The organism is Pedobacter sp. ASV12 (genome assembly GCF_016429155.1).
Taxonomy (GTDB): domain Bacteria; phylum Bacteroidota; class Bacteroidia; order Sphingobacteriales; family Sphingobacteriaceae; genus Pedobacter.
Map to the genome: position 1 here is coordinate 35,046 of NZ_JAELUC010000023.1, position 18,682 is coordinate 53,727.

Annotated in this window: 17 protein-coding genes and 1 other RNA gene; 13 read left to right on the forward strand and 5 right to left on the reverse strand. The window is 44.8% G+C overall.

Going from position 1 to position 18,682, the window contains the following annotated elements; all coding sequences use genetic code 11:
* Nucleotides 1-74 precede the first annotated feature (74 nt).
* Nucleotides 75-971 carry an AraC family transcriptional regulator gene (locus JHD69_RS07990; RefSeq protein WP_199139111.1) on the forward strand — a complete coding sequence of 299 codons (897 nt, stop codon included), beginning with the start codon at nucleotides 75-77 and terminating at the stop codon, nucleotides 969-971.
* Between the two features lie 37 nt (nucleotides 972-1,008).
* Here the strand turns inward: JHD69_RS07990 and JHD69_RS07995 are convergent, their stop codons facing one another.
* Together JHD69_RS07995 and JHD69_RS08000 are read right to left on the reverse strand one after the other, a co-directional pair.
* On the reverse strand, nucleotides 1,009-1,584 hold the full coding sequence (locus JHD69_RS07995) for a hypothetical protein (RefSeq protein WP_199139112.1): 576 nt from the start codon (nucleotides 1,582-1,584) through the stop codon (nucleotides 1,009-1,011).
* Nucleotides 1,581-1,865 carry a hypothetical protein gene (locus JHD69_RS08000; RefSeq protein WP_199139113.1) on the reverse strand — a complete coding sequence of 95 codons (285 nt, stop codon included), beginning with the start codon at nucleotides 1,863-1,865 and terminating at the stop codon, nucleotides 1,581-1,583. The genes JHD69_RS07995 and JHD69_RS08000 overlap by 4 nt, the downstream gene beginning before the upstream one ends.
* A 202-nt stretch (nucleotides 1,866-2,067) precedes the next feature.
* Between JHD69_RS08000 and JHD69_RS08005 the strand changes: the two genes are divergently transcribed.
* The 4 genes from JHD69_RS08005 (at nucleotide 2,068) to JHD69_RS08020 (ending at nucleotide 7,875) form a co-directional block, all read left to right on the forward strand.
* The gene (locus tag JHD69_RS08005) at nucleotides 2,068-2,640 is read left to right on the forward strand and encodes an RNA polymerase sigma-70 factor (protein ID WP_199139114.1); all 573 of its coding nucleotides are present in this window, start codon (nucleotides 2,068-2,070) and stop codon (nucleotides 2,638-2,640) included.
* An 82-nt stretch (nucleotides 2,641-2,722) separates the two neighbouring features.
* A complete protein-coding gene (locus JHD69_RS08010) occupies nucleotides 2,723-3,688 on the forward strand; it encodes a FecR family protein (RefSeq protein WP_199139115.1) in 966 nt (321 codons plus the stop codon).
* A gap of 156 nt (nucleotides 3,689-3,844) precedes the next feature.
* Nucleotides 3,845-6,637 carry an outer membrane beta-barrel family protein gene (locus JHD69_RS08015; RefSeq protein WP_199139116.1) on the forward strand — a complete coding sequence of 931 codons (2,793 nt, stop codon included), beginning with the start codon at nucleotides 3,845-3,847 and terminating at the stop codon, nucleotides 6,635-6,637.
* A gap of 182 nt (nucleotides 6,638-6,819) precedes the next feature.
* Entirely contained in the window at nucleotides 6,820-7,875 is a 1,056-nt protein-coding gene (locus tag JHD69_RS08020; protein WP_199139118.1) for a patatin-like phospholipase family protein, read from the forward strand.
* Nucleotides 7,876-7,900: 25 nt separating this feature from the next.
* Here the strand turns inward: JHD69_RS08020 and JHD69_RS08025 are convergent, their stop codons facing one another.
* Both JHD69_RS08025 and JHD69_RS08030 read right to left on the reverse strand, forming a co-directional pair.
* Nucleotides 7,901-8,233 (reverse strand): YegP family protein, encoded by a 333-nt coding sequence (locus tag JHD69_RS08025; protein WP_199139120.1) that lies wholly within the window; start codon nucleotides 8,231-8,233, stop codon nucleotides 7,901-7,903.
* Between the two features lie 59 nt (nucleotides 8,234-8,292).
* Entirely contained in the window at nucleotides 8,293-9,609 is a 1,317-nt protein-coding gene (locus tag JHD69_RS08030) for an MFS transporter (RefSeq protein ID WP_199139122.1), read from the reverse strand.
* Between the two features lie 103 nt (nucleotides 9,610-9,712).
* Between JHD69_RS08030 and JHD69_RS08035 the strand changes: the two genes are divergently transcribed.
* From JHD69_RS08035 to JHD69_RS08065, 7 genes are all read left to right on the forward strand, one after another.
* Nucleotides 9,713-10,309, forward strand: a complete 597-nt coding sequence (locus tag JHD69_RS08035; protein ID WP_199139124.1) for a GNAT family N-acetyltransferase — start codon at nucleotides 9,713-9,715, stop codon at nucleotides 10,307-10,309.
* A 45-nt stretch (nucleotides 10,310-10,354) separates the two neighbouring features.
* Nucleotides 10,355-10,705 (forward strand): VOC family protein, encoded by a 351-nt coding sequence (locus JHD69_RS08040; protein WP_199139126.1) that lies wholly within the window; start codon nucleotides 10,355-10,357, stop codon nucleotides 10,703-10,705.
* Between the two features lie 174 nt (nucleotides 10,706-10,879).
* On the forward strand, nucleotides 10,880-11,857 hold the full coding sequence (locus JHD69_RS08045; RefSeq protein WP_199139128.1) for a hypothetical protein: 978 nt from the start codon (nucleotides 10,880-10,882) through the stop codon (nucleotides 11,855-11,857).
* A 652-nt stretch (nucleotides 11,858-12,509) separates the two neighbouring features.
* Entirely contained in the window at nucleotides 12,510-15,038 is a 2,529-nt protein-coding gene (locus tag JHD69_RS08050; RefSeq protein ID WP_199139130.1) for a DUF11 domain-containing protein, read from the forward strand.
* Nucleotides 15,039-15,057: 19 nt separating this feature from the next.
* Nucleotides 15,058-15,801 (forward strand): hypothetical protein, encoded by a 744-nt coding sequence (locus JHD69_RS08055; protein WP_199139132.1) that lies wholly within the window; start codon nucleotides 15,058-15,060, stop codon nucleotides 15,799-15,801.
* Between the two features lie 21 nt (nucleotides 15,802-15,822).
* Nucleotides 15,823-16,749: a gliding motility-associated C-terminal domain-containing protein gene (locus JHD69_RS08060; protein WP_199139134.1), complete on the forward strand. Its 927-nt coding sequence runs from the start codon at nucleotides 15,823-15,825 to the stop codon at nucleotides 16,747-16,749.
* Nucleotide 16,750: 1 nt separating this feature from the next.
* On the forward strand, nucleotides 16,751-17,728 hold the full coding sequence (locus tag JHD69_RS08065) for a PorP/SprF family type IX secretion system membrane protein (protein ID WP_199139136.1): 978 nt from the start codon (nucleotides 16,751-16,753) through the stop codon (nucleotides 17,726-17,728).
* A gap of 119 nt (nucleotides 17,729-17,847) precedes the next feature.
* On the opposite strand, the gene ssrA is transcribed toward JHD69_RS08065, so the two are convergent.
* Nucleotides 17,848-18,214: a transfer-messenger RNA gene (gene ssrA / locus JHD69_RS08070) on the reverse strand.
* A gap of 197 nt (nucleotides 18,215-18,411) precedes the next feature.
* Between ssrA and JHD69_RS08075 the strand changes: the two genes are divergently transcribed.
* Nucleotides 18,412-18,682: hypothetical protein (locus JHD69_RS08075; RefSeq protein ID WP_199139154.1), on the forward strand; the 271-nt coding region annotated here is incomplete at its 3' end.

An 18,682-nucleotide genomic window follows, 5' to 3' on the forward strand; every position in this document is an offset into this window, starting at 1 on the left:
TAAATGTAATTTATGGTAATTGTGGCTCTTTATGATGATGAATTGGTGAGTATGGTATTTAATGGCTGGCGTGCATGAGACCTGTTTTTGCCAAAATATTAGAAGGTTCAACAAATGAAGTCTACAAAACCAAGGTTGTAGATAGTCCGTATTTTTCAACTACATTCCATTTTCATGTCGAATGCCAGATGAGCTATATCGTTGAAAGTAGCGGGCGGAGGATTATTGGCGACAGCATAGGCACTTTTGAACACGACGAACTTACGTTTATCGGAGCCAACCTGCCTCATGTTTGGTATAACGACGAACGGTATTTTGAGGCGGTAGAGCCTTCGTCTCACGCACGTTCGGTAACCTTGTTTTTCGATTCGGATAAGCTAATAGCCGCTTTTGAGGGTATGGTTTCCATGCAGAAACTTAAATCTATCTTGCAAATTGCACAACGGGGGATGAAATTTTTTGGGCAAACCAAAGATAAACTCAAAGCACTGCTGCTGCAAATGGCAGCCCAGGAGGAAGGCATTGAGCGGATGATCCTTTTGCTTAAAATCCTCGACACCTTGTCAAATGCCGAAGAGTACGAATTGCTGTCGGGTTTGGGCTACACCAATAATTACCAGCTTAAGGACAACAATCGTATGGATAAAGTATTCAAATACGTGTTTGCTAATTTTTCGGATGAGATCCAGCTGGATACCGTATCGGCGCTGATCAACATGAACAAGCAGGCGTTTTGTCGCTATTTTAAGAGTCGCACGCAAAAAACCTTCGTAGAATTTGTGAACGAAGTACGGATTAGCCATGCCTGCAAGCTGATGGCCGATGGTGAACAACAGATCAGCAGCCTGGCCTACGCATGCGGTTTTAACAGCTTATCTAATTTTAACCGATTTTTTAAGGAGGCCAAGGGCATTACCCCACGCGAATACAAGAAAATAATGGCCGATAATAAATTGGCTGCTTATCAATAATTTTGGGTACACAAATAAAAGCCCAAAGGTAGGGCTTTTATTTAGCGCTGTTCCATATCGCTGGCGGAATGGCATCTTCGCAAGGACATTTGGCCTTGTTTACTATAATCAGCTTGATAGACGATGAAATCTGTGTGGCATATTCTTTAAAGCCTTCGTCATTCATGGTACTTCTGGCATAGGCAGCGGCCGCGCAAAACGACCAAAGCTGGGCATCTTTTTTATCGGTAAGCATTTTGGCTTTATAGCGCTCGGCCATGGCCGAGTAGGTTTTGTATTGCTCATTACTGCTGCTTTCGCTGGTGCTACTCAGCTTGAGCGTGTAGCGGCTGCTCGAAACGTTGGCCTTGAAAGTCTGTATGGTTTGCGGGTCCATTACCTCGATGCGGTAGTCTATTTTTGAAGTTGGATGGATAAAGCTGAAAATATTATCCGATACCTTGGTGTAAATAGAGGTCCGGTTAGGTTCAATCAAGGTCAAGGTGTTGCTTTCAAAATTAATGGTTACCGTGTAATAGCCATCGGCGGTAGTGTATTGGCCTGAGGTTGGCTTGATTTGCCCCTTTGTTACACCGCATACGGCAATTAATACTAGGATGAAAAGCGCTCTCATGGACATTGTGCTTTTTTGCTGTTGGCGTCGGCAAAGTTGTTGGCATCGTTGCAACCATAGGTCCGCGCATAGTATTCCCAATTTCTTTTGCAGGTTGCAGAGAGCCTATTTGGAATTTCTATGGTGTTTTTTCTGCCAGTAGGACAAGTGTAGGTGTAGGTATAGGTAGAATTGTCGACCTTTTTGGTTTCTTCTTCCGGCTTTTCTTCAAAAAGCTCACAACCCATTGCCAATACGGGAAGTGCAAAGGCAAAGAGTAAAAATTTTTTAGTTTGTTCCATGTTCAGATTATTTGTTTGTCAAAACTAACCGTATCGCAGCAACGGGTAAATACTTAATTTTAGGTATTTTTTCTTTAAAGCGCATTTAAAGCCAAATGGAGCGGGTTTTTAGTAGGGCTTGTTGAAGGCGTTTGATGGAGTAAAGGCAGGGTTAATTAGAAAAAATGAGGCTTAATGCTATATTTGTTTCAGATCAAACAGGATGCGATTAGATACCTTTACCGATAGCCAATTAGTTGGGTTGCTAAAAGAAGACAACCGCGACGCTTTTACCGAAATCTACCATAGGTATAGCCAGGATTTGGCACGTTATACGGTGGCCAGTTCGAGGCTGCACGATTTGGACGAAGCGAGTGATATTTTGCACGACCTCTTTGTATGGCTATGGGAGAAACGGCAACAGCTGGATACCGAAATGCAACTTAAAAGCTACCTCTATGCGGCAACCCGCCATAGGATTATCGATCATATCCGAAAAAACAGCCATCATCAGCGTTATGCGGCCTTTTTGCAGGCCTTAGCTACCAGCTATGCCCAAAGCGCCGATCAGCAACTCGAAGCAAAGGAACTGCAAAAAACATTGGAAGATTCGTTGGCCAAGCTGTCGCCACGCATCCAAGAAATTTATCGCTTAAGCAGACACGAGCACCTCAGCGTAAAACAAATAGCCGAAAAGCTGGGAATTACTGAACAAACGGTCAAAAACCAGCTGACTACAGCACTCAAATACCTCAAAGAAGCCCTGCCGGTACTGGCTTTTTTGTTAATGAAATAGCTCGATTTTGTCGACGACTAAATTTTTTTCATTTTCTGATAGTACCAATGCTAACTTCATACGCTAATAGGGAAAGGCGTTTATGAAAATCGATCAATTATTAGACAAGTACCTTAAAGGCGAAGCGAGTTTGGAAGAACAGCAGCTGGTTGAACGGTGGCTGGAAAATCCGGACCAGGCCGCTACCGTTTGGGACCAGCTCGATGCCGGCAGCCAAGACGAATGGCTACAAAAGCTCTATCGCAGGATAGCCCATACTATTGATGCCGAAAACAAAAAGACAATCAAATTTAAAAGCTGGTTCAAAGTAGCGATGGCCAGTGCAGCCGTATTCGCTGGCTTTTTGCTGGCCTTGTTGCTCTGGCCGAAACAAAAACAACCGACAGCCATGGCCAGCTGGACTACCGTTAGCGCAGCCACAGGCGAAAAACACTACGTCATGTTGGAAGACAGCAGCAGCGTATGGCTCAATAGTGGCGCAAGCATCAGATACAACACTGCCCTGGGCCATAAAAACAGGGAAGTATACCTCAGTGGCGAAGCCTATTTTGATGTCAAACATCTTCCACAAAGGCCTTTTATGGTACATACGGGCAAAATAACCACTACGGTATTGGGTACCGCCTTTAACATCAGTGCCGATAAATTGGGCAACCAGGTAAAGGTTGCCGTAGCCCGTGGAAAGGTGCAGGTTGCCAAAGAGGGGGAAGTATTGGGTCTGTTAATGCCCAATCAGCAAATTGTTTACGAACGGCAACACCAAAGCCGTGTGCAGCGCAACATAGATACCGAGGTCGTGCTGGACTGGCTGCCCGATGACCTGTATTTTGACAACATTACCTTTGGCGAAGCTGCGCTTGCCCTGGCAAAACAGTACGATGTGCAAATCAAATTTAGCAACGAAAAGCTAAAGAACTGCCGTTTCACCGGTACAATCAAAAAAGATAAAACCCTAGACCAGGCCCTCAGGGTGATATGCGAATTTAACAAGGCCACTTACAAGATCAAAAACAATACCGTTACCATTTTTGGTGCCGGATGCGAATAACCAACCTACCTAAAATACGAACCAGAAAAGAAGATAGAAGCCCCAAAAGGGATGGCAAGGCCATAAAAAACTGCGAACCGACGGCAATCGGCCCGCAGGTTTCCTGAAAACAGGATGTTTTAAATCATTTTGACAATCAATAAAACTTTTAAAAATATGAAATTTTCTGCAAAACAGCAGCAAGGTTTGGCTTGGCATGGCTCAGATTCGTTCCGCTTTGTCTCGCCTTTGATGATACAATTTATGCGCATTAGCTTATTAATATTTGTTTTTTCATTTGTTGGGCTGCAGCTGCTTTTTGGCTTGACGCTTAAAAGCCAAGACATAAAGGCAACGCCGGTAACAGTGGGACTGAACAACGAACCGATACACAAGGCGCTCAAAAGAATAGAGAAACAAACCCAGTTCCGATTTTTTTATAGAAAAGACGATATCAAGGCCATGCCTGTTTTAAGTCTGCCGCCAGCCAGCAGAACGGTAGAACAAACCTTGGCTGAGATTTTTCAGCAAAGCGATTTTACTTTTAGGCAGGTAGAAGACAACATCCTGATCGAAAAGAAAAAAATAGGGCAGGCAGCCGAAAGGAGGCTTACAGGTAAGGTTTTCATAGAAAATACCAAAGATCCTGCCATGTACGTGCTCGTTGAGTTTTTAAACAAGGCCGATTCGGCCCTGATTGGCCATGGCTATACCGATACCACGGGTACCTATAATATTTTGGCCAAGCCGGCTACGGCAACGATATTACGCGTTTCGGGTTTGGGCTATCAGGTTTATACCAGAGAGCTGCGCGATTCGGGCGAGCGGGTAGATGTAGAACCCGTTTATTTGAAGCCGAGCATCAACAGCTTAAAAGAAGTCACCATTTCTTCATCGAGACCCTTAATTCAGCGCAAGTCAGATCGTTTTGTAGTGAATGTGGCGAACAGTAGCCTGAGCATCAACAACACGGTTTGGGATGTGCTTAAACAGGTACCTTTGGTTAACGCCGACGATAATGGTTCATTGTCTATCTCTGCCAAGCAAGGGGCCATCGTCTACATCAACGGACGCAAATCGAACCTGAGTGGACAGGCTTTGTTCAATTACCTTAAAAGCCTGCCCAGTGCAACGCTGAACAATGTTGAAATCATAACCACTCCGGGTAGCGAATTCGACGCATCGGGCAATGCCGGAATCCTGAATATTGTATTTAAAAAACGCGAAAGTGATGGATATCAAGGCTCTTTAGCCTTAACAGACCGTCAAGCCACCTATAATTCGCAACAGGTGAGTGGCGCGTTCAACTACCGCCAAAAAAGCCTGGGCATTAATATTACCCCTTACCTTAACCGCGACAGCAAGTTCATCACCGAAAGACATGATTTCGATTTTAGAGGCGCAGCCACCAAGCAGCTCTTAAATTTGTCGGCATTAGACAGAGCCGAGTTCCGTACTTACTATGGTGGCAATTTGGGCGTAGAATACGGTATTGGCAAAAAACAGGTACTGGCGGCTACGCTCAACTATAATCCGAACCGTCAAACTTTAAATTGGGTCAACCACAACAGCTTTATCAACAAAACAACCCGTCAAACCGATTCGAGCTTCGTTTTTACCAATAATAGCAAAATCAAAGGCCATTCGTTAGATGCCGGCCTCAACTATAGTTTCGACCTCGATACCTTAGGGCAGCGCTTAACGGCCAGCGCCGATTATTTCGAATACAGCAACAACACCAACCAACGCACCTATGCCACGGTTGTAGAAACCAACGAAGTAAGGCGAAACGAAATTGCTGTTTTGCCACAACAGATTAAAAACTACACTTTTGCGCTCGATTATAAACTGCCCATTGGCAACCAAGTCAAGTTGAAATTAGGAGCAAGGTCTTTTAATACGGCTACCGAAAACAATTTGTATTATGCCGTAGCCAACGCAGGTGGCACTTATGTAAAAGACGAATTGCGGAGTACCAACTACGCCTACAATGAACAGATCAACGCGGCTTATGCCAGCGCCGATTTTAGTTTGGGCAAGCAATGGGGCCTAACCACTGGGCTAAGGCTCGAACAATCGAGCACCAAAGGCAGGGAAACGATCAAAGATGAAGTGGCGGTAGATAAGGATTACCTGAATTTGTTTCCTACGCTAGCCGTTAATTATGCGCCAAACACAAACCATAATTTTTCGTACACCCTTTCCAAAAGGATAGAGCGTCCCGATTTTTGGCAGCTCAATAACCTGCGGGTTTATAATAATCCCACGCAGTACGCCGAAGGTAATCCCTTTTTGCAGTCGTCTTACATTTTAAAGAACGAACTGAGCTATACCTTAAAAGGCGCCTATATCTTTTTGCTGAGCCATGCCCATATTACCAATAGCTTTTCGCAGTTTTTGCTGGCCAACAACAGCAATAACATTACCAGGATCGTATGGCTCAATTATGGAACGGGCAATATAGCCGACTTTACCTTTATTGCCAATTTTAAAATAGGCAGGCGGGTCAAATCATCGCTAACACTGGCCGGCAACTATACCAGCTACAAGGGGCAGGCGGCCGATGAACCGATTGACAACAGCGGTTTTTCGGGGAGCGTTAAAATGAACAATTCGATTACCCTTTCGCAAAAGGGCCAGTTTTCGGCCTTTGTTAACATCAATTATCTCGCACCCGTTGTGGCCGATATTGGCGAAGGCAGCAAGGGTATGGCCAGGGGAGACCTTGGCATTGGTTTCAGAAAAACAGTGCGACAGTTTGTGTTTACCCTATCGGGTGCCGACTTGCTCAAAACATCGGCCAACAAATCGATAATTAATTCGAGGTATGCCATTACCAACAACAACAATTATTGGGATGCCAGAAGCGTTTCTTTCAACATCAGGTATAATTTTGGCAACAGCAAACTTCAAAAGAACAAGCCTAACGAAAATGCGACGCAGGAAATTATGCAGCGTACCGGCATCTAGTCATTGGTATTTTGAAAGGCCAGCGATGGTGCGTTGGCCTTTTTGCTGGGATCACAAAACCGTTAAAAGCATCGTTTTCAGCTCCGTAATACATTAATTACCTAAGAAATGACTTTTTAAGGAGCAAAGCGCTTCGCAATCAAAAATAAGTAGGCTATATTTACCCTTAGGCCAAATAGCTTATGAAAAAGATACTTTCTATTGATGGTGGCGGGATAAGAGGCATCATACCTGGGATGTTGCTTGTAGCGCTCGAAGACAAACTGAAGCAGGAGAGCAAAAATCCAGATTCGGCCATTGTAGACTACTTCGATTTTTTTGCCGGAACCAGTACCGGTGGCATATTAACCTGTTTATTGCTTTGCCCATCGGAAGACCACCCAACCCGACCCAAATTTTCGGCGAGGGCAGCCTTGGACCTTTACCTCGAGCATGGCAACGAAATCTTTAAAATGAGCTTGCTTAAGCGCATCAGAGCCAAGCTGGGTTTAGCTGGCGAGCGTTATAACAGCCAGATTTTTGAAGGCATCCTGAAAAAATATTTTGGTCAGACCAAACTAAGCCAGCTCATTAAGCCTTGCATCATCAGTGCCTATAACATCGAATTGCGCAAAACGCATTTTTTTAGACAGCAAACCGCCATTACCCGTGGCGAGAGCAGGGATTTTTATTTGAAAGACGTATGCAGGGCCACTTCGGCTGCACCTACCTATTTTAGCGTGGCCGAAATCTATTCATTGGCCAATGTGCGCTATCCCTTGTTGGATGGAGGTGTTTTTGCCACCAATCCCGCGTTAAGCGGCCTGATCGAAGTAACCAAAGCCTACAACCAGACCAAAATAAACGATATCCACCTGTTTTCTTTGGGCACTGGCCGTTCCAGGAGGTCGTACGATTACGATCATTTTAAAAAGAGCAGTGCCATGGCCATCGTACCTGCGCTGATTGACATTATGATGAGCGGCGTGGCCGAAACCAGCGATTTTTTTCTGGAACAGCTTTTCCACTCGGTAGGGAAGGAAAAAAACTACATTCGCATAGAGCCAGATAGCTTAGAAAGTATCAAGGAAGGTTTAGATGCGGCCAATCCATCGAACATTCAAAAACTAGTGGCCTTGGGCGACAGAACTGTCAGCGAAAACGATTTGTTGCTTACCCAAATAGCGCGCTTTTTGATAGAAGAAGAAAGACGCAGTACCAGTAAAATGCCCTGGGATTTCTTGAAACACCGTAATTAGGCTTTCCTGCCATGGTCGCAATCCGCTAAGAAAGCTGTTCTTCAACCGTGGCGTCGGGTGCATTTTTCTTAACCGATTCAATGCCGTTATCCCTTCCAGAAGCACTTTCATACATTTGGCTATTGCCTATAATCTCGCCATTGCCGGCTTTCAGTACAAAATAATGCTTGTCGTTGGTTGAGGTTTTCCTTTCATAGCGGTTATCGTCGTGCGCATTTTTTCTAACCGATTCGATTCCGCTGTTGCAGGAAGCCTTGCTCGAGTAGCCCTGGCTTGTTAAAATGATTTCACCATTTCCAGCTTTGAGGTTAAACTGGAAGTCTCCATTGTTCCTGGTCGAGATGACAAATTTTCCCATAGCTATAAGTTTTAAGTTTTCCACTTAAATTTAAAAAGATATGGAATAAAAAGCAAATGCTATTTAACCTGGTCGCGGTCTAGCGACGAGCTTTCCCTGGTGTCTTTCATGCTTACATAAACAATCAACGAAAGAAATATACAAGCGGTAATGTACCAGTAGTAATACGATTCGTGGCCCCAATCTTTAAACTGCAGGGCGATGTATTCGGCAGTGCCACCAAAAACCGCAACGGTTAAGGCATAGGGCAAGCCAACTCCCAAGGCGCGTATCTCGGCCGGAAAGAGCTCTGCTTTTACGATGGCGTTGATGCTGGTATAGCCGCTTACGATAATGAGAGCAACCATTAGCAAAAAGAAAGCCTGCCACTGCGACGAAGTTTGGCTCAAGGTAGTAAGCAAGGGAACGGTGCCCAATGTGCCCAGCACACCGAAGCTGATGAGCAAAGGCTTGCGGCCAATCCGGTCAGAAAGTGCGCCAAATACAGGTTGCAGACAAGCAAAAATAAACAAGGTGGCAAACGACATCAGCGTAGATTGCTCTTTGCTCAGGTGTACGGTATTGACCAAGAATTTTTGCATGTAAGTGGTATAGGTATAAAAGGCCAGAGTGCCGCCCAATGTTAGGCCAATAACTTTCATGACGGCTTTGGGGTGTTTGAGCAGCTCTTTAAGGGTTCCTTTTCGGCTAGGCTTTACGTGCGCCTGATTTTCGAAGGCTTGGGTTTCTTCCAGGTTTTTTCGGAGGTAGAGCGCAACCAGCGAAAGTAAAGCTCCGAAAATAAACGGAATGCGCCAGCCCCAGGCCAATATTTCGGCTTCTGTTAAAAACAGTTGCTGCAAGGCCAATTGTATGGCAAGGGCTAATAGCTGACCACCGATTAAGGTTACATATTGAAAGCTCGAGTAAAAGCCGCGCCGGTTTTTGCTGGCCATTTCGCTCAGGTAGGTAGCAGATACGCCATACTCGCCACCCACGCTCAAGCCCTGCATCAGGCGGGCGGTTAACAGCAAAACAGGTGCAAAAATACCGATGCTTTGATAGGTTGGTATAAGTGCAATGAGCAACGAACCTAACGACATGAGCAGTACCGAAAGGGTCATCGACTGTTTTCGGCCAATCCTGTCGGCAATGCGGCCAAACAGATAGCCACCCAGCGGACGCATCAAAAAGCCCAAGGCAAAAATACCTGCCGTGTTGAGCAGCTGCACCGTTGGGTTGCCCTTTGGAAAAAACGAAGCCGAAAAGTAGATGGCAAAAGCCGTGTAGGCATACCAATCGTACCATTCTACCAAATTTCCTATCGATCCGCCAAATATGGCCTTGAGCTTTTTGGCAGAGATCTGGTCGTGGTTGCTGGCAACAGGATTTTTCATTATGCTAAGATATTACATTAAATGGATGAACCTGCCTAACCGGGTTAAACGATGAAGAAGTACTTAGGTAAAAAAATGGATAGAAGGGCACAACGTGGTCTAAATGAACGATATTAGTGCCATGATAAGTGCGTCAATTCAGGATAAGGCAAGAGTGGTAGAAATACTCAGCGCCTCTTTTGACCAGAATAAAAGCGTAAACCAGTTGGTCAAACAAGATGGCAGACGACTGCAGCGGATTAAAATGCTGATGGGGTATGCTTTTGATGAATGTATGGAATTTGGTCAGGTGGTCATCTCTAAAGACCGGGATTGTTGCGCACTGGTGCTTTTTGATGAGCGAAAACACTTTAGCTTCCGCTCGCTTTTCAGGGACTTGAAGCTTACGCTTTTCATAGCTGGGCTTGGCAATATTGGTCGCGTAATGACCAAAGAAAAAATGGTGAAGCAAGCCCATCAGGAGCTTGCCCAAGGCAAACCAACTTATCACCTCTGGTTTATTGGAGTCGATCCATCAGTACAGGGCCAAGGCGAAGGATCGCACCTGCTAACGGCTTTACTGGCCGAAAGCAAGGCGTTGGGTCGTTTGTTGCTTTTAGAAACCTCAACCGAAAAAAACCTGCCTTTTTATGCCAAGTTCGGTTTAAAGATATATAAGGAAATAGATGCAGGCTATCCAATCTATCTCTTGAGCTATTGATTTTTTAGCCTTCAAATGGCTAACTTGACCATTCGATTATCCTTTATGAAAGTTAAGCGCATTGTTGCCAATATCCATACGGCAGAACTATCCAAAGCCAAGGTCTTTTACCAAGATATATTAGGCTTGGAATTGCTGATGGACCAAGGCTGGATTGCCACTTATGGCAACAGCAGTAAGATGGATGTCCAATTGAGTGTTATGCAGGAGGGCGGGTCGGGAACCGAAACACCCGATCTTTCTGTGGAGGTAGACAATGTTGACGAAGCCCTCGAATTGATGCAGGCCGCGCAGTTCCACATCGAATATGGTCCGGTTAACGAACCTTGGGGCGTACGCAGGTTCTATGTGCGCGATCCTTTTGGGAAGTTGGTTAATATTTTGATGCATTTGTAGGATTTTTACAGCCAACAATGAGTATAGCAAGCAAGCCACAGAAATCTGTTAAACTGTGCCTTGTTTGTTGTGCTGTGGGGCATGCTACACTAATATGAGCCCATCCAGGTAATATTTTTGCATAGCTATAGTTTTATCGGAGCTAACTCTTATTTTTAAATAAAAATAATTGTCTTGAAAAATAACTGCCGTTATGTAACACTTTACCTTTACATCCTATTGCTTTCGCTGTATGGTACCGTGGCCTTTGCCCAAAAATCAAAGCCCGATACCGTAAAGGCTGGCATCTATGTAACCAGCATCCACGACATTAATTTTAAGGACAAAGAGTACACGGTCGATTTTTGGCTTTGGCTCAAATACAAAAACAAGGACTTCGATTTTGTAAACAACCTCGAAATTCCGCAGGCCAAATCCATCAGCAAATCTTTTTCTACCCTCGATAGCACCGGGCACCGCATGTACCTGCTCATGAAAATCCAGTGCGTGATGAAAGATTCCTGGGCCATCAACAATTTTCCCTTCGATAAGCAGGCACTTCGCCTATCTATAGAAAATTCGCAATTTGATAAAGATGCACTTGTTTTTGTACCCGATACAGTAGGCAAGCAATACGATCCCAGGTTTACGTTGCGGGGCTGGAATATCGACAGTTTGACCTTAAAAAGCGCTGTCAAAAAATATGAAACCGCCTTTGGCGACGAAAGTATTAAGCCCGCACATACCGAATACAGCAGTTTTAAGGTGAAGATCAATATCAGCAGAGATGCCCTTGGCCTGTTCCTGAAAATGTTTCTGGGGATGTATGTAGCATTTTTTATCGCATTGATGTGCTTTTTTATCCACGCCGATAGCATCGATTCGCGTTTTGGCCTGAGTGTAGGCTCGCTTTTTGCCGTTATTGGCAACAAATATATTATTGATGGCTCTCTGCCTGATTCGAGCTCCTTTACCTTGGTGGATATGCTGCACGGTTTAACGCTGATTTTTATCCTTGTGGTAATCATCTGTACGGCCATTTCGCTTCAAATGATCAAGAAGGGGAAAGATGCCAAGGCAGACCGCCTAGACCGTAGGTTTTTCTTGCTGCTTCTGGTCGCTTATGTATTGCTCAACGCATTTTTGATCATCAGGGCGGGCATACTCAGGTAAAAATCTAGAGGATTTTCGGCACACTCATTTCTAAGCAGGGGCTATGGCTGAGGAGGTGTAAAAATGCATCGACAATTAAACAGCTGCTCAAAATGCTAGGGACGGAGAGGCAATCTTTAAGCCCCCCAAATCAGGTTGAACATCGGCGGTCTTTCCGTCGCTTGCTCAAGAATAGAATAGCGCTTTCTTCATTGGGATTTTGGAAGCCCTTCAGTCAAAAACCTGATTTCACATTAAAATCAATTGTCGTTGTTTTTGTTACAAATAAGCTTCCTTATCCGGTCTTTTTCTAGATCGATGAAAATTAAACCCCATATATTTCGTGCCAAATGTATTTTTTTAATCAAAAGTTAAATAATTAAAAAATTTGTGTAAAATATTCTACAATTTTTCAAGATATTGATGTAATATTTTACACAAAATGTAGAATATTTTACCCTGTATCAATTTTTGTTCCTATTTTAGGAGAGAGAACTATTAATACACAAACGTCTCCCTATTTATGTTTGGTTTAGGACATTTGCGCTCTTGCAATGCATGCTTTTTTTGAAATATGTATTGCGTTACGGTGCTAAATATATGGAAGCCATCAGGGCTAACTTCACAGCGCTTGCTGTGCTGTCTGATCTTTGCTGCCCTTTCGTGTTTTGCATTGACAACCTTTGCAGAAGGTAGTAAAGATCTTTACCCTGCAGGAGCACAAGGTAATAGGGCCTTTCTGTATGCCAACATCGATGGTACCAACTATACAGACCGGTTTCCTTTTAAAACCAGGGGCGCCCATTTCGTTTATGCCAAATCTGGCGAAACTATTGCCGTGGCCTCAAGTGCTATCGGGGTAAACAACGGGCGGATTGTCGTTACCTCGCCCGATGGAAATTCGACTACCTATAATGTGAGCGCTGGTGTTGGGCTTATTCCAAACCGAACAGCAGAGCTGTCGGGGCCGGGCGTGGGCTATACGCCTATCAGCATTTCGGTTGCTGCTGCGCGTACGGGCGTATGGATGGTCGAATTCCTGGCGCCTGTGGGCAATGGCAACAGTAGTGACATTACGCCACCAGATGTTTTGGCCGATGGAAACTGGACCCAATCTACCGGCAATACCGCAAACTATATCGCCGCATGGGATGTATCGGTAAGAAATGTTGCGGGCACAGCTTGGCTAACAGGCCGTGTTTACACCAATGTTTTAAACCTTGGAATCCGGAATAACTTTACCAGTAGTGCAAAAGGGTTTTATGTAACCAATTACATTCTTACCGAAGATGGAAGGGCGTACCGTGTAAAAACCAATGGCAACAATGGTTGGGCCTTTACGTTTTTTTCTAACAACAATGGTTTTGCCGTTGGAGGTGTAGCCACTTATAAGAGTTTAAATGCATCTACAACAGCTGCCCTTTCTGGCCTCCACGATCCAAGAACACTTGATGATGCCTTGAACAAAACCCATAAGATTTTTTACAACAAGCCCAATGCCGATCTTCCAGAAACGGTGCCGGCCTATATCAGTGCGGCCAATCAAACTACCTGGCTCAAAAAAACAGCCGTTTTGCCAGTCATTACCGATCTGAAATTTACTGGCATTGAGGGTAGCGATGGAAAGATCAGTTATAAAGGGGCAAAAATTACTTTTACGGCTTCGGCATCAGGAAGCTACCAAATTACCATTCCCATGGCCAATGGTGCCGACCGGGTTATCAATGGTTCTGCCGTGGCAGGCGCTAACGAAGTATTTTGGGATGTAAAAGATGCCAATGGGAATTTCTTGCAGCCGGGGCCAATTTCACCGCTGGTGCAAACTTTTTTGCGGTCGGCCGAGGTTCACTTTCCATACATCGATATGGAAATCAACCCGCAGGGTTTGATCATCGAACTGATAGAAAATAATACGAGTTACAATGTTAACCCTGCCAATCCCAATCCATCAGAATATAGCGATATTGTGTACTGGGACGACGTAAATATTACCAATGCAGGGGTTCCGGGCAGCAATAGTTCCAACCCGGTAACCAATTTAACCGGAGTAAGCAGCAATACCAACGGGCACAAGTTTGGTGCTTATAGCAATAGTAATCAATTTGGTGATGAGCGTTCGATGGACACCTGGACCTATATCGAAAGTGGTAAAACTACCCAATTGGTCAATATCGAAATATTCAAGGCAGATTTAAAGATAGAATCGATCAGCCCAGATCTATCCAAGTACTTTTCAGACCGGACAATTACTTACACGGTTAAAGTACAAAATGCCGGCCCTTCGGCTGCTGATGGATCGCGTTTAGCCATTTCGTTGCCTGCCGGATTAACCATTGCCTCTGTAGCAGCGGCCAATCAAAGCGCGGGTGTAACGGTAAGCAATACCGTTACGGGCATACAGAATTATACCGCCACGCTGAACATGCCTAACCAAGGCACCATCGACGTTGTTATCGTAGCCACCTTTTCAGGAAGTTATAACCAAACATTCAGCAACGCAAAAGCGAGCATATTGAGGCCAGCCGATGTAGGCGACCCTGATGCCACGGGCAATAATGTTTTGGGTCCGGTAGATGCTGACGAGGAATGTTTAAATGGTGCGGCGTCTGGCGTTGGCCTTTGCAACAACATTAAATACAATACGGTTAATGGCCAGGAAGTATGCCAAGGGAGTAGCATTGCGGCCGTTAGCTATCCGTTATCGGCAGATGGTACACAATTTGAAAATTCGACGCTTCCAGCAGGCTTAAGTTCACAGGATGCAGGCGGCAATCGGACGATTAGCGGTGCCTTATCATCGTCAGGCGTACAAACTTTCTATATCAAAACGCTGAATACCAAAAGAACGCAAACCAATGTGATCTTGAGGTCTAATGTTTTGCCAACTGCCACTACAGATGGTCCGTTAAGCGTTTGCGTTGACGCCACCGATAACCCAGTTGTTAGTTTTAAGGGCACTGGTGCCACAGGCGCTTATGAATTTAGCTATACAATTAACAACGGCAGCACACAAACCGTTGCAACAGCTTCGGGATCGGACACGGCAACGGTGCCTATACCTGTAAATAGTGCCGGCGTACTTACCTATAAGCTGGTGTCGGTCAAAGACCTGGCCACGGGCTGTAGTCAGGCAATGAATGCAAGTGTTGCTGTTAATGTTCAGCCCAAACCCACAAAAGCACATATTCAATTAAATAATTAATAAAAAAGCATCCAAAACAATGAAAACAACATTTATCAAAACAATTCTCGCGGCATTTATCATCATCCTTGGCATGAATGCAACAAGTAAAGCGCAAACTTACTACCCGGTTTATTTATGCGATGGCGGAACGGCAACACTGCATAGCCCTGAAGAAAGTACCCTAACAAACGGAGATAAGGTTCATTGGTATTTAGAGGGCGTTGAAGTAGCGAGCAAAACCTATACTGGAACAGCCAACGAAACCAATTATGTGACTCCGAATAATCTTTCGGCGGGCGTGCATAATTATACCAGCAGGATAGAATCGGCTGCCGGCTGTTGGGGAGATCTTTCAGATCCTTTCCAGGTTTACCAATTGCCGAGCAAAACACTTGCCTTAGCTGCAAATAATGCCTCTTATTGCGGTGGCGATGCAAGTTTGAGCTCGATTATCACGGCTACGGCTACACCAGCCCAGACATTGCCTGCAGGCATAGAATACGCTTATGTATGGTCGGCAACAAAAAATGGAGCAGCAGTAACTCCACTTTCAGGAATAGGTTCTGACGATGGCTCAAAGACTGATGTTAATAAATTTACCTTGAATACAACTGGTGCTGGCACTTATGTTTTCAGTGCAACCGTAAAATATGTAAAAACGGCGGCTAATACGGGCGTGCTCAAATCGGGCGATAACAATGGATGCGAGGTTACGGCAACCGCAACACAAACCGTAACTGTAACGCCGAAACCAGTTAAACCTACCATTATTGTCCAATAGTATTGCTAGCAGACCACTGGGTTGAACGTAAAACGGTACATATTACTGGCGTTCTTCTTGCTGTTGGCCACTTGGGCATTTGCACAGGCAAATCCTCATGTTGTTAGAATTCGTTTGGGTTCTTCGGTCAAATTCGCAGTAAGAGATCAGGCTGGACTTTCCTCGTTCCAATGGTATCGAGATGGGAAAGCTATAGCCAATGCTACCGCACCAATCTATACGGCCAGCGTCGCGGGTTTGTACCAAGTGGTAGCTATCAATGCTGAAGGATGTAAGTCGGATCTTTCGGATGGTTTTTTATTAATAATTGAATATGCGGACTTAGCAGTCCATAAAATTTCCGAAAAACGATATGTAGGGCCGGGTGAAGCCTTCGAATATCAGATTTCAGTGCAGAATAACGGCAATATCGATGCTACTGGAGTAGAAGTGGTAGATAAACTGCCAAGCAACCTAAAATACATGGGCATTATTGGCGACCCAATGGACAACGTTAGCGTTGTTAACAATGTCATTTCGTGGAAGATACCTTTATTGGCAAACGGTCAAAAAATGGTTTTATCGCTAAAAACTACAGCAATTAAGGCCGAAAAAGTGGTGAACACCGTTAGTGTAACCGGGCTTGAGCCCGATCCGAATTTGGCCAATAACATAGCTACCGATGTGAAGGAGATTATTGGCGAAGTCATCGTGCCTAATGTCATTACGCCAAATGGAGATGGCAAAAATGATGTCTTTAAGATACATGGGCTGGAGCTTCATCCCGAAAATACCCTGTCTATTTTTAACAGGTGGGGCAATGAGGTGTATAGGAGCAATGGTCCCTACAAAAACGATTGGAACGGGAATGGTCTTAATGAGGGTACCTATTACTACTTGTTGAAGATTAGGGATAAAGATGGTAGCGAGAGAAGCAGTACAGGTTGGATTACGTTGATCAAAGATTGATATGTGGAAATTAACTAAGCTTATTTTAATGTTGTGTTTGGCCACTCCGTGTTTGGCCCAGCAAGATGCGCAGTATAGCCAATATATTTTCAATGGTATTTATATCAATCCGGCATACGCGGGATATCGCGAACGCATCAACATCAATGCCACCTATAGAAGCCAATGGGCTGGTGTTAATGGTGCTCCCAAAGGCTTTACTTTGGCGGCAGATGCGCTCATGCCCAACGAGCGTGTTGGCCTGTCATTGGTGATGAGTACAGAGCAGTTGGGTGCCCAGAAAAATATTTCGGCCTTTGCCAACTATGCCTATCGCTTGCCGATTAACGAAGAAGAAACTTCGAAGCTTGCCTTTGGCCTGGGCCTTGGTGTAATGCAGTCGGGCTTAAATGGAGACCTGCTCAATCCGATAGATTTGGACGATAATTATATTCCAAACGGAACGGTCAAGCAAATAGTGCCCGATATACATGCAGGCGTTTTTTTCTCTACACCCAGAATGTATATCGGTGCATCGGTTAACAATCTGATTGGCAAATATATATTGGACAAAAGGTCTCTGGATTACAATTTTCCAACACCGAAGCCCCATTTTTATCTAACAGGCGGCGTATTGATTCCTATGGTAGAATATGCCATTGATTTTAAGCCTTTCTTTTTGATCAAAGACGACATCAAAGGTCCGACGGTGATGGACATCAATGCTTTTTTCCTATTCAAGCAGGTGGTTTGGCTAGGCGCAGGCTATAGAACCGGCATCAACCTGTACAAAAAACCAGCCCTACAGGGAGATTTCAACAGCAAAAATGCCCTCATTGGCATGGCCGAGATATTTGTGAGCCAACAGCTCAGGCTGGGCTATTCGTACGATCATAGCATGAGTAAATTAGCTGGTTATGCCGGCTCCACCCACGAAATTTCCATCAGCTGGAACTTTTACACCACCAAAGAAAAACGCTTGTACTTCTGTTATTTCTGAGCGGTTTACGAAAGCTGGGTTCCGCTGGGACGAAATGCCATCTAGAGAGTAATCCAGAATCTAAACCCACTGCACAAAACATTTTCCATAAAAAAAGCTTCTCATGAAAATGAGAAGCTTTGTGGAGCCGAAGGGGTTCGAACCCTTGTCCAGTTGTGTTCTAAATTATGCCTTCTACATGCTTATTTTCCAATTCATTGTAGGGAGTAGACGGGCTGGAAACCGACCTTGTCTTGCTCCTTAGGTACTTTGTTTCGCCATTGCAGCGCACCATGCAACAGCTAGCGTCGTTATTTCGATGCCCCGGTTTCTAGCCTAACAATGCGGCAACTAGAGGGACAAAAGCTTGCGTAATTCTAAATTAGGCAGCTAAGGCGTAGTTATTTTCGCCAATTATTGTTTGAACGTTATCTTTTAAGTGCTCTCCGTACAACGCACTGCATGCTTACATACTCAGCGCCACCCTGTCAAATCCAAAACGGCCCCATCTGTAAGTTTCCAATTCCGGGCTTGTTGCTTCACAACAAGTAGAACTGGATAACAAAGATACAAAATAAATGCCAAACTAAGCTGTTGGCAGGCTTTTTTTATTGAATGGCCTTAGAAAAACAGCCTACGGAAAACAGTAAAAAGATGAAATGTTTCTCGGTTATGTTTGTAGGTATTTAAACCTAATGCATATGATGGAAAAAATTGAAGCAATTAAACCCGGACCAAAACCTAAAAAAGAGGATGGAGAACTGGACAAAAGACGCCGGGTTACCCCCGAGAAAAAGGAGAAATATCCTCCATTAAAGCCACACAAGGGGGGGTTATACACATCTGACGCTGCCGACGAACCACGACATGTGGTGATGTCGGGGGGGGGCGGGGGGGTAGAAAGGGGGGGGGGGGGGGGGGGGGGGGGGGGGGGGGGGGGGGGGGGGGGGGGGGGGGGGGGGGGGGGGGGGGGGG